Origin of the sequence: Undibacterium sp. FT79W (assembly GCF_014284215.1) — a bacterium.
GTDB lineage: Bacteria > Pseudomonadota > Gammaproteobacteria > Burkholderiales > Burkholderiaceae_D > Undibacterium > Undibacterium aquatile.
The window spans coordinates 625,297-637,477 of sequence record NZ_JACOGB010000001.1 but is presented as its reverse complement, the minus strand read 5'-3'; the positions used below and the strand labels follow the sequence as shown (position 1 = coordinate 637,477).

The 12,181-nt window shown below is 49.4% G+C and carries 12 protein-coding genes; 5 read left to right on the top strand and 7 right to left on the bottom strand.

Annotation, left to right across the window (positions count from 1 at the left end):
* Positions 1–97: 97 nt before the first annotated feature.
* A complete protein-coding gene (gene hutU, locus H8K38_RS02775; protein ID WP_186883236.1) occupies positions 98–1,801 on the bottom strand; it encodes a urocanate hydratase in 1,704 nt (567 codons plus the stop codon).
* Positions 1,802–1,979: 178 nt separating this feature from the next.
* Here hutU and hutC point away from each other — a divergent pair, with 178 nt between their 5' ends.
* From hutC to H8K38_RS02755, 4 genes are all read left to right on the top strand, one after another.
* A complete protein-coding gene (gene hutC, locus H8K38_RS02770; protein WP_186883235.1) occupies positions 1,980–2,690 on the top strand; it encodes a histidine utilization repressor in 711 nt (236 codons plus the stop codon).
* A 149-nt stretch (positions 2,691–2,839) separates the two neighbouring features.
* Positions 2,840–3,037: a hypothetical protein gene (locus H8K38_RS02765; RefSeq protein ID WP_186883234.1), complete on the top strand. Its 198-nt coding sequence runs from the start codon at positions 2,840–2,842 to the stop codon at positions 3,035–3,037.
* A 51-nt stretch (positions 3,038–3,088) separates the two neighbouring features.
* Positions 3,089–3,736, top strand: a complete 648-nt coding sequence (locus H8K38_RS02760; protein ID WP_186883233.1) for a DUF2242 domain-containing protein — start codon at positions 3,089–3,091, stop codon at positions 3,734–3,736.
* A gap of 19 nt (positions 3,737–3,755) precedes the next feature.
* Complete coding sequence (locus tag H8K38_RS02755; protein WP_186883232.1) at positions 3,756–3,974, top strand: DUF3820 family protein; 219 nt, start codon at positions 3,756–3,758, stop codon at positions 3,972–3,974.
* A gap of 164 nt (positions 3,975–4,138) precedes the next feature.
* Here the strand turns inward: H8K38_RS02755 and H8K38_RS02750 are convergent, their stop codons facing one another.
* The 4 genes from H8K38_RS02750 to H8K38_RS02735 form a co-directional block, all read right to left on the bottom strand.
* Positions 4,139–4,951 carry an SAM-dependent methyltransferase gene (locus tag H8K38_RS02750; RefSeq protein ID WP_186883231.1) on the bottom strand — a complete coding sequence of 271 codons (813 nt, stop codon included), beginning with the start codon at positions 4,949–4,951 and terminating at the stop codon, positions 4,139–4,141.
* A 6-nt stretch (positions 4,952–4,957) separates the two neighbouring features.
* Entirely contained in the window at positions 4,958–6,325 is a 1,368-nt protein-coding gene (locus tag H8K38_RS02745) for a GGDEF domain-containing protein (RefSeq protein WP_186883230.1), read from the bottom strand.
* 410 nt (positions 6,326–6,735) lie between these two features.
* Positions 6,736–6,951 (bottom strand): hypothetical protein, encoded by a 216-nt coding sequence (locus H8K38_RS02740; protein ID WP_186883229.1) that lies wholly within the window; start codon positions 6,949–6,951, stop codon positions 6,736–6,738.
* Positions 6,952–7,039: 88 nt separating this feature from the next.
* Positions 7,040–8,746: a M14 family zinc carboxypeptidase gene (locus H8K38_RS02735; protein ID WP_186883228.1), complete on the bottom strand. Its 1,707-nt coding sequence runs from the start codon at positions 8,744–8,746 to the stop codon at positions 7,040–7,042.
* Between the two features lie 146 nt (positions 8,747–8,892).
* Here H8K38_RS02735 and H8K38_RS02730 point away from each other — a divergent pair, with 146 nt between their 5' ends.
* Positions 8,893–10,002 (top strand): low specificity L-threonine aldolase, encoded by a 1,110-nt coding sequence (locus H8K38_RS02730; protein WP_370587043.1) that lies wholly within the window; start codon positions 8,893–8,895, stop codon positions 10,000–10,002.
* 17 nt (positions 10,003–10,019) lie between these two features.
* Here H8K38_RS02730 and H8K38_RS02725 read toward each other — a convergent pair whose 3' ends face one another.
* Both H8K38_RS02725 and H8K38_RS02720 read right to left on the bottom strand, forming a co-directional pair.
* Positions 10,020–11,348, bottom strand: a complete 1,329-nt coding sequence (locus tag H8K38_RS02725) for a TAXI family TRAP transporter solute-binding subunit (protein WP_186883227.1) — start codon at positions 11,346–11,348, stop codon at positions 10,020–10,022.
* Entirely contained in the window at positions 11,348–12,151 is an 804-nt protein-coding gene (locus H8K38_RS02720; RefSeq protein WP_186883226.1) for a molybdopterin-binding protein, read from the bottom strand. Before H8K38_RS02720 ends, H8K38_RS02725 begins: the two co-directional genes overlap by 1 nt.
* Positions 12,152–12,181: the final 30 nt, after the last annotated feature.

The following is a 12,181-nucleotide window of genomic DNA, read 5'->3' as shown; positions in this document are numbered from 1 at the left end:
TAATAAGGTGTCTCAATGCCTGCGCGCCTCTTCAGGCACTTTTGCGCCAGGAAGCCCGTAATACGCGGGCATTTTCTTGTCAATTCAGACGATCTGCTTATTTAATCATCGGCAAGTTCAAGCCTTCGCGCTTGGCGCAGGCGACGGCTTGTTCGTAGCCCGCATCGGCATGACGCATCACACCTGAACCGCAATCGTTGACCAGTACGCGCGCCAGACGCTTAGCGGCGGCATCTGTCCCATCGGCCACAATCACCATACCGGAATGCTGGGAATAACCCATACCAACGCCGCCGCCATGATGCAAAGAAACCCAGCTGGCGCCACCGGCGGTATTCAGCAAGGCATTCAACAAAGGCCAGTCAGAGACGGCATCGGTACCATCCCGCATGCCTTCTGTTTCGCGATTCGGGCTGGCGACCGAACCGGTATCGAGATGATCGCGACCGATCACGACCGGTGCTTTGAGTTCGCCGTTTTTGACCATGTCATTAAAGGCCAGCCCGGCGATATGACGCTCGCCCAGACCCAGCCAGCAAATACGTGCAGGTAAGCCCTGAAACGCGATACGTTCACCCGCCATGTCCAGCCATTTATGCACGCCTTTGTTGTGTGGGAATAATTCCTTGATTTTGGCATCGGTTTTCCGGATATCTTCCGGATCACCCGACAAAGCCACCCAGCGGAATGGACCTTTGCCGTCGCAGAACAGCGGACGGATATAGGCCGGTACGAAACCGGGGAAATCGAAGGCATTTTTTACGCCGGTATCGAATGCAACCTGACGGATATTATTGCCATAGTCAACAGTAGGAATGCCCATCGCATGGAAGTCCAGCATCGCCTGTACATGCACCGCACACGCCTGAGCCGCATCCGCAGTCAGCTTTGCATGTTGTGTCGAATCGTGCTGGGCAGCCTTCCACTGCTGCACGCTCCAGCCTACAGGCAGATAGCCATTGATCAGATCATGTGCCGAGGTCTGATCGGTCACCAGATCGGGTTTCATGCCGCCCGCTTTGGCGCGCTTGACCAGCTCAGGCAGGATTTCAGCGGCATTGCCGAGCAAGGCGATAGAAACCGCTTCTTTACGTTCGCAATGCTGCTGTATCAGTGCCAGCGCATCGTCCAGGTCTTTCGCTTGTTTATCGACATAACGGGTACGCAGACGGAAGTCGATACTGCTTTGCTGGCATTCGATATTCAGCGACACCGCACCGGCAAAGCTGGCCGCCAATGGCTGCGCACCGCCCATGCCACCGAGGCCGGCAGTCAGTATCCAGCGTCCACCCCAGTCGCCGTTGTAATGCTGGCGTCCGGCTTCGGCGAAGGTTTCATAAGTCCCCTGCACGATGCCCTGAGTGCCGATGTAAATCCAGCTGCCTGCGGTCATCTGACCATACATGAACAAGCCTTTGCGGTCGAGTTCATTAAAGTGTTCCCAGTTGGCCCATTTCGGCACCAGATTGGAATTCGCGATCAGTACGCGTGGCGCATCTTCATGCGTCTGGAATACACCTACCGGTTTGCCTGACTGTATCAACAGGGTTTCATTGGCTTCGAGCGCCTTGAGCGAAGCCAGAATCTGGTCATAGCACTCCCAGTTACGCGCCGCGCGGCCTATACCGCCATACACCACCAGATGCTTAGGATTTTCAGCAACGGCCGGATCCAGATTATTTTGTATCATGCGATAGGCCGCCTCGGCCACCCAGGTTTTACAAACCTTCTCGGCACCATGCGGTGCGTGAATAACACGGCTAGCATCCCAGCGTGGATCGTTTTGAAGAATATCGGACATACGGTGTCTCCTGATCTCAGGTGTTACGGGGAAAATGTAGCCGGGCATTTTGATGGCCGGTAGCGCTGAATATTGACGTTCCCTTCAGAGCAGCTTTTTTTGAGTTTAAGTTGTATATACAACTTTTGCAAGCGGATTTTTAGTGAGACAATAGCGCAACTATTTCAGCAGGAATCCCGTGCCAAAAGTACAAGTTAATGCCCCCGTTTTCCAGACGATCAAAAATTATTTACTGAAAGAGATTCAGTCCGGTACCTGGAAAGAAGGCGATGCAATCCCATCTGAAGCGATGCTGGCAGAACAATTCAACGTCTCGCGCATGACGGTCAACCGCGCAGTGCGCGAGCTGACCAGCGAACAGATTCTGCACAGGATTCAAGGTTCAGGCACCTACGTTGCACAACAAAAATACCAGGCAACGCTGGTGGAAATCAAAAGCATTGCCGAAGAAATCCGTTCGCGTGGGCACGTGCATAGAAGTGAATTACATCTGCTGGCGGAGCATCCTGCAAGTGAGCAACTTTCGCAAGAATTTATGGTCAAACCGGGGCATCGTCTGTTTCACTCAGTCATCGTTCACTTTGAAGATAATGTCGCGATTCAGGTAGAAGACCGCTGGGTCAATTCCAGTGTCACACCCGACTATCTGCAACAGGATTTCAGCAGCATGACACCGAATGAGTATCTGGTCGCAGTAGCACCGCTGCAAGGCGTTGATTACCGGATAGAAGCGATGATGCCGCCAAAACAGATCGCCGCGATGCTGCAGATTGCCGTTAAGGATACTTGTCTGGTATTGCACAGAAAGACCCGCTCAAAGGGAAAAATCGCAACCGTTGTGACTATGTGGCACCCGGGGAAACGCTACCAGTTTGCTGGCAGTTTCTAATGACAAAATAACTGAGCACGTCATCGAAAAACCGCTCTGACACGTTGCAACAACCGGACTGATACGTTACGACATGATTTGGTAACAGTCTTGTAACAACGTTCATTCTGCCAAGCAGTTAAAATGCAGTCTGAATTAAGGAAATTACCATGGCAAAAAAGAATGAGCTTGATCCGGAAACCGAAGCGCTGATCGCATGGTGCACAGAAGTTGAAGGTTTTTTAGTTGCCGGCGGGGCGACCATCGCGCAGGCACAGGATCATATAGAAGAACAAATCGAGTGGTTCACCGATTTATTTTTTGATGGTTTAAGTCCGGAAGAAGCAGCAAAAGAGGCGCTCGCTTGAGGATAGATCATAGTAAAACCAGCCTCTGCTCACATGAAGTTTAGATTAAAAATGCGCCGTTTATTTTTGTACTTGTCAGTCGCACTTTCTTTGAGTCTGGTCAGTGCCTGTTCCACTACCAAATCGCCCTCCCAACAACATGAGGAATTTGGTGCCAGCGGTGTATTTACGCGCAGTTTTCCCGGTACGGAGCAATCCGCCTGCGAAGCAGCGCGACGCGCATTGCTGAGCCAGGGATATGTTATCAGCGACTGGAAACCTTCCATCCTGAAAGGTCGCCGCAAATATCAGCACGATGCCGAAGTCCATGCGGAAATCGAGTTTAATGTCGTCTGTGTCGCCAACAGTCTGGGCAGCAACAGCACCACCATATTCGCGAATGCGGTACGCGATCGTTACTCACTGAAAAAGAGCAACACCTCTGCCAGTATCGGCGTCAGTGCTATCGGCTCCGTCTCTTTACCATTTGGCACAACGGATGATGCGCTCGTTAAAGTCGCCAGCGAAACGATACCAACCGGGCAGTTTTACAACCAGTTTTTTGATCTGGTTGAACGCTATCTCGATAGTGTACAAATGCCGAATGATCCCGATGCAGAAAAAAAAGAAAGTGCTTCTGTAAAGGCACCGCCGGCTGAACAATCAGCCGCGCCGGATCAGGCGGGTAAAGAAATAAGTAAGTCGAATGCCGATAACTAAGCTTCCATTTGAAAAACCCATGCAAGCAGATGATTTGCAGCGATTGCTGACACTAAAAATGCCTTACGGCAAATATGAAGGCAGATACATCGCCGATTTGCCGGGGCATTATCTGGGCTGGTTTGCGCGTGAAGGTTTTCCCAAAGGAGAGATAGGCCGATTATTGGAGCTGATGTATGAGATTGACCATAATAATCTGCGGGAACTGCTGAATCCTTTACGGCAGTCGACAAAATAAACAACTCAGGACAGATCAGCTCACGTTGCCGCAATATTCGTCAACGCCGTTCCACTCATATCATGCCAGCCTGCGCAGACAAACTGAAAACTGGAGAACAAAAAAGCAGCGCAATTTCTTTGTGCTGCTTTTTTTAATTCAATAAATACCTATACAGGTAAAGCTCAGGCAAGTATGGTGTCTGACAAGGCTCGCAACTGATCGACGACATCCTGATCAATTTGCATCTTGTCTGCGGCGGGAATCACCAGTGTGGTGATCTGCTTCAGCGCCGCTTGCGGCAGTTCACAGAGACGAATTTTATCCGCCCGTGTCTGCTCAAGCGGGTGGGTAACAGCCTCATACAAAATTACCTCATGATCAGGTGAATATGTTTTCATGAGCTTATTCACAATGATCTGCAAATGCGCTGGCTCTGTCTCAAAACGTTTGAGTGTCAGATCACCTGCAATACCGATCTGCCACAAAACCAGCAAAGCGGTCGGATCGATCTGGCGCTGATAAATCATGAATTGGGTGGCTTCCATCGACTGCATACCGAAAGTACCGGGGTCGATTCCCAGATCGGCGACCAGACAATCCAGCGCGGAAATTCCCGGCTCCATATGCGCTTCAAAGCCATCCTGTCGCGCATCAGCAATTGCCATGTGTGAGATGCAGGCGAAAATACCGGGATGCCCATAAAATGCCGCGCATACTCTTTTACCCTGCCTGACTTCATGCAGGATCGTGTCAGCCATGCGACGATACGTATCCCGCCGGGTCTTGCCATCGACTTTCGTATCGTCGTAGTGATCTAATAAACAGACATACTCTTTCGCCACACCTTGCAACCATTTGCGGGTGAACATGTTAGGAACGGCAGCGATCACCACGTCAAATGACTCGATATAGCTTTTTGCCAACGGCGTCAATTGTCCCGCCATACGCATACCAGTGCCGACACAAACTAATTTTCCTGCTTTTTTATTTGACATTGAATTCTATGAAAATACGGAAACGCGATTACGTCCATCTGCTTTGGATTGATACAGCGCTTTATCAGCCGCTTGCATCAGTTCCTGAAAATTAGTAATGCCGCTAGTGTTCATCGTCATTGTCGCGAGGCCAAAGCTTGCACTTAAAGGGCAACGGATACCACGGGATTCGGCATCAATCATAGTAATGGCATGCCGACAACGTTCTGCAAGTTGCAAACCGATTTCCTGTTCCGCCGCTGGCAAAAAAATAGCAAACTCCTCGCCGCCAATACGCCCAAAAACATCACCTTTACGCAATACACCGGCAACAGCCTGACTCACATTTTTCAATACCCAGTCACCAGTTGGGTGGCCAAAACTGTCATTCACATTTTTGAAAAAATCCATATCGAACAGGATCAGGCTGACCGCTGCAGTACGATGCTTAACCCCGACTTCTGCTGAACTCATGAAGTGTGAACGATTGCTGATCTGCGTCAGCCCATCCAGTTCTGCATGGCGTTGGAAAATATTTTTCTGCCTGATAACTTTCCACAACCAGACGCCCAGCACACAAATAAAACACAGCACCAAGGCGATGATCAGCAATAAATTCTGATTGCTCTTCTTCTCTAATTTTTTTTCAACATCGAGAATTTTGTTCTTTTGTTCGAGTAAAACCATTTGATTGGCTTTATCCTGAATCTCGAACTTAACACGCTGGTAGGCCAGGTTTTTCTGCAACTGTTGATCAAGCAGCTTATTTTTTAAAGCAAACGCCGTATCTGCATACTCCAGCGCTGAGAAATACTGCCCCTGTGATCGCTTAATATCCACCATGATTTCACTGGCTTTTTCCAACAACAAAACAACATTTTCTTTTTTTGCCCGGGCATATGCGTGTAAACCGTATAACTCAGCCTGCTGTGTGTTTCCCGTTTTTAGATAAGCTTTGGCAAGTGCCGTTTCCAGCTGTATCAAGTAATCAGAACTCTGACTATTTTTTTTTAACTCTTCAAGCAAAGGTATTCCGGCTTTGATACCCAGAGCATAATTACCGGATTCAATCACATCAATATTGGCAATGGTTTTAATCAAAAGAGACATAATAAAAAACTGTTGTTCATCACAAGACTTGATAGCACTATTCAACAGTTCATTAGCTTTTTGACGATTGCCCTTTAAAAAACTGATTTCAATCTGATCACCGATTCCTAGACAGGTCGCCAAACCTGGACTTTCTTCGCGATCCAGTTCTGACAAGCGTAACGCATACATCATCGATTCGTCATACGCCCGCAATGAATTCAGAATAGCAATTGCTGATTGCAAAACATCAATCTTGGCATTTTTGTTTTTCAGACTGGGGAGCAATACTATGCTCTGATTCATATAACTCAGTGCATTTTCATATTCGCCCAAATTGATGTAGCCATCCGATAGTTGATATAAAAATCGGGCTCGATAGTCGATATCAGAAATATCTTGGATAACAGACCGAACAAATTGCACACGCTCGCGGTGTTTTCCAAGAAAACCGAGCGCCGATGCACGCAAAAGCAGAAATTTATTTTTTTGTTCAGTAGAAAACGTAGTCTGCTGCGACGCCAGTTCGTCTAGTATTTTGAGTGATGCATCGGGAGAAGTGCTTAAAGTCTGGCGTACTTTTTGAAAAAGTACATCATTTTTCGCATCTGTTGCAGCATCCACCTCCCGAGGCAGAATAACGATGAGCAGCAACGCGCATAACAATAAAAGCCTCATGGATTCTTTATCGTCATTAAGCGCACGCTCTTAACAAATCAGTGAGTGGTCTCAAGAGACTGAAGCTTCGGCAAGTCCGCCTCGTCAATCCCAATTAAATTGGCCACCTTCGATTTATCGCCTGAAATCAGCGCATTTTTTTCTTCCTCACTCAGACCAAAACTATCCATTGCAGCGACAGGGTTGGCTGCAAACGCTTCACGTGCGTCAGCGTTTTGATCCAGATAATTCAGATAGTCCAACAGTTTTGACATAGTGTTTCTCAGGTAAAAGTTGATGACATTACTTCCAAGAAAACATTCTATTCGGTTTCATCTTAAATGTAAGCAAAAGTTACCGACATTAGATTAAGCGCAACACCGGATAACAACGCCATTCTGGTTCTCTGTAGCGCTCGCAATGCGTAAAAATAAAATCGAGTACCGCTTCCTGATTATTCAGCAACTCGGGATGGCTCTGCTTCCAGGCATCAAACAAAGCCAGAGTAGCCGGTTCATCGCGCAGGATTTCTGCTGCGGTATCCTCGAAGACATAATCGGAATAGGCTTCTTTTTTCTCCAGTACACTGTTGAAAAATCCCCAGCGGAAGAAGCTGTCATGCGCCTGTGGCTCCAGCGTTTCCAGCACATAACGCGCTTGTTTTTGATCCAAGGTAATCAGGTAGTCTCCTGCCTCTGCGCGTCTCGCTTCATTCTGGGTGTCGAGCACAAGCTGATCATGGAACAGATGCCCTTCGTATGCGTGCTCACGTGATTGCACAGACTGAATACGATAAGTCTGCACATTCATCACCTGTGCTTCTGTGAGCCGCTGCATCTGCACACCATTCCATTGCAGGCGCTCGATCACGGCGCGCCAGGCTTGCGGAATCAGGTAGGCTTTGGGCTGCGTAACAGTCACATCGCTGACAAAGTGATTGAAGTAAGGAATCGGTTTTTCCCAGGGCTGACTACAGTCATAGGCTAAGCGAGTGTAATGACCGATCACGCTGGGGCGATACACTGCCTGGTATCCTTTGAACAGGAAGCTGGATGGACGGCTTTGATCGACTTTCCAGCTGACGACGGCGTGCGTACTGGTTGCGGCAGCCTGTCTTGCCTGCGCCCTCAGCGTTTGTATCTGTGCCGCATTCGCAATGGTGAAGTCCAGCACAGTTTCGACCAGTGTCCGCATAGATGCGTAGCGGTCAGCAAATGGCTTGAGCATGTGCGTTTCAGGCATAAAACCTATCGTGTGATGCAACGCGGCGTAGCCTGTGGAAAAACGCGGTGTTTCCAGAAAATCTTCAATCCCGTGATCCGGAATATCTTTCACAGGATTCACATACGGGCAAGTCGGCCAGCCACGTTCATTCATCTGCGTATAAATTGCAGGTAACATCGTATCGCGCAGATAGTCGCCAAGCCCCTTGCCCAGCTTATCTGCCTGGGTCTGTATCAGCGTCATGGTGTACTGGTAATCTGCGCCGTTCGACGTATGCGTATCGACCATCACATCCGGGCTCCAGGCACTGAAGAAACGGTTAAAGGCCTGCGCATTCAGACTATCGCATTTAATGAAATCACGGTTCAGATCGAGATGCAGGCTGTTACCACGAAAGCCGAACATTTCCGGACCATCCTGATTCACCCGCGAGGTGTTCTGACGATTGACGCAGCCATCAACGTTATATACCGGGATAAACAAAAACACCGTTCGGCCTAATGCCGCCAGGCGCTCTGGCTGCAGACAAAAGTCACGCACCAGCGCCATACAACCGTCAATTCCTTCCGGCTCTCCGGGATGAATACCATTGTTATTAAAAAAGACGGGGCGGCCTTCACTTTGTAATTGTTTACGATCAAACACACCATCTGCAGTGACAATACCCGCATGAATAGGTCTTCCTGCATCGGATCTGCCTATCTCAAAAAACTGTAAGGTACGGGGAAATTCAACAGCAAGTCGCTGATAGAATTGTATGCACTCATCCCAATTGGCTGTCTGATTCTGATTACCGGTTTCATAGGGAGTTAAGAACTGCGGTGCAAGCGTAGGCGTCGTGCTCATGTTCAGGGCTTCTGCAAAGTTGAGTGAGGCAACGATTTTAGCTTACATTCAGTTTTACAAAAACCCGCGGCATACTTCGTCTCGTCAGCGACGTACTGAACGATACCTCAGCAAAAAACTAAGCAGAAAACCGACCGGAGAAAAATGTGAATAACACCGATACTCTCGCCCTGAAAAACACCTGTCATACCATCCTGCCCGGTCATAAAGCACTCACCCCGGCACAAAGTTTTTCGCAGATGGCGAGCTGGTGCGAGGCGAATAACATTGAACATGATGTGTATGGTGAGGGCGACTTTCTGCAGTCATTTGAGAAAAAAATTGCAGATCTGCTGGGGATGGAATCTGCGGTATTTTGCATCAGCGGCACCATGGCGCAGGTGATTGCATTAAAACTAGCCTGCGAAGAGCGTGGCAGTTCACTGGTGGCGCAGCATCCGACCTCACACCTGCTGCTGCATGAACGGAGTAACTTTCAGGCTCTAAATTATTTCACCGCATTGAACATCGGTAACCAACACCGTCCATGGACATTGCAAGACCTGCAAACCCAGCCCGAGCACATCGCCGCTGCGCAGTACGAATTACCTATGCGTGAAATAGGCGGGCAATTACCGGGCTGGGACGAACTGAATGCGATAAAAACCTATTGCCGTCAGCAAGACATTCATCTGCACATGGATGGCGCAAGGTTATGGGAAGCTGCCTGCGGGTTCAATAAACCCTTGAATGACATCGCCGCAGGCTTTGATAGTGTTTACGTTTCTTTCTACAAAGGCATAGGCGGATTTGCCGGCGCCATGCTTGCCGGACGTACCGATTTCATCGCGAAGGCCAGAGTATGGATGCACAGGCAAGGTGGCAATGTGTTCCGGCGCACACCATATGTCGTTGCCGCCGCGATGCAATTTGATCAGCGTCTTGCGGCGATGCCGGCGTATTTTCAGCGCACCAGAGAAATCTATGAAGTATTAAAAGACTATCCGGCATTCATAACGAATCCTGCAACACCACAATGCAATATGCTGCATCTGCATTTGCCGACTGACAAAGAGTCCGCCATACAGTTGCGCAACCGCGTCGCTGCCGAACACGGTATCTGGTTATTCAATAATGCAATACCTACCGCACTGCCAGGTTGTTGCATGTTTGAATGGTATGTCGGCGATCAGATGCTGGACATCAACGACAACACATTGCGACAGGCATTAGATTTGCTGGCAGCTGGGGTACAGGCCACTGCTCTTCTAATCTGATAGATGGCGCGCTGGATTTATCTGCTTTTCAACAAAGATTGCACCCGGGTTCGTACGAACTGGATATGACTGCGCAGACCATATAATTCTTCTGCATACGACAAGGGAACGCTGATGCGGTTCACCTTGTCTTCGATTTCATCAAGATAATTCAATTGCTTTTCCAGCGTCGCTTTTTTATCTGAGCTGCTCAGGTTATCGATGATCTGCTCGACCGTACGTAACTGACCATACCAGCGATAAATTCTGGAACGGATACGCCAGACGTATAAAGGGGGAATAATTTTTGACAAGGGTAAAAACAAAGCCCCCAGCGCAACGATGACCACCCACATGCGCTCGATAAAATTTGCGACCCAGAAAGTCAGATAACGTTGGAGCACCGGCGCACCGTTCTTATAGAATTTTTCAGCCTCACCCGATACCGGAATTTCGGTGTAACGATCGGAGGGAAATTCGCCCTGCTTGCTCAGCCAGTCGGCGCGACTGTGAATTTTAGCTGCGGCCTGCAACAACAGACCGGTCAATGCAGGATGCAGACTTTCGTGCGCCACCAGCGTTGCCGTCGGTGAGATCAGGTGATAATCGCGGGCAGGCAAATCCAAACCTATATCGACAATGCCGCGCGGCAAAGTCACTTGCGACAGATAAGGAAAACGGCGGGTATAGGCTTCCGCCTGCACAAAATCAAATAAGCGCACGCCGGGAGTCTGCAGCAGCATCTGCACCAGCGGCGCATCGCTGGCGGTGCTGAATACCAGCACATCTAACTGCCCCGCCAGAAATGCCACTGTCGCAGGCGTGTCATCGAGATGCTGGAAACTGACATCATCAGCACTCATGTTATTCACCGATAAAATCTGCTCGAAAATACGGCCAACACCGGTGCCGTCAGGGCCAACATTAATGCGTCGCCCTCTGAACTGGCTGATGGTCGTCATTTCTTTTTTATCGCGGTAAAAAATCCAGATTGGTTCGTAAAACAAACTGCCGAGCGAGACCAGTCCTTTTTCTGCCGCTTCCGTGCGGTCAGTTGAACCACTTCGCACAAAGCCGACTTCGATTTCCGAATCAGGGTCGCTGATGCGTTGCAAATTTTCCTGTGAGCCCTGTGAAGTTTTAAAGCGTAGTTGAATCTGGTTTTTTGCCAGCTCCGCAGCATATAACTTGGCAAAACGTTCGTATGCACTATTTTCCGGACCAGTAGAAATGTCGATAATGCGCGGCGGCGCCGGATCCACCAGCCAGAACCCGAGGCCGCAAACGATCAGCACCATCAGCGTCACCGGACCAAACGCGATGATCAGGTCGCGCAGCGAAAATAGGGTGAACTTGATCTTTTGCATCAGGCGTCGGAACTCAGCGGTACCGGCACATATTCAGATTGAAAATGATCGAGGCCTGTGAGCATTTTCTTAAATGCGGCTTCCACCTGTGCAGGATCACCTTTGACGCCCAGCTCGATATGTCGGCGCTGCGTCTCTGTGCCAACGCTGGGCAGACTGAAGACTTTAATCAGCGGAAATTCCGCTTCCAAAGCCTCCATTAATGGCGTCAGTACAGACTCTATTGCCTCGTATACCAACACGGCTTTTTCTGCTCTTGCCTGTTGATGAAACAGATGGGAATAATGCGTGTCCAGCACCCACTCTATCATCGGCCAGGCCATCACCGGAAAGCCCGGAACGAAATAATGCTGACGTATCGCAAAGCCAGGAATTTTGTTGTAAGGATTCGGAATCAGCGCCGCGCCTTGCGGAAACTCGCCCATTTTGAGGCGCTGCAAATGATCGGGGCTGTTAAGATCCACGGTCTTACCGGCCTCCGCCGCCATTTCCAGTACCCGTTGCTGTATCAGTGTCTTCGCTTCAGTATGTAATTCCAGCGGCAGATTCAGTGCTGCGGCAGCACATTGACGGGTGTGATCATCCGGTGTGGCACCGATGCCGCCGGTCGAAAAAACGATATCGCCGCTGGCAAAACTGCGTTGCAGGGTTGCCGTAATCCGTTCGCGGTTATCACCGACGTACTCAGCCCAATCCAGTTGCAGACCGCGCGCATTCAATGCGGCGATCACTTGCGGCAAGTGCTTATCCTGGCGTTTCCCTGAAAGAATTTCGTCACCGATGATGATCAGACCGATAGCCATATGCGTTCCTTTGTTGGAATTCGTGATGCG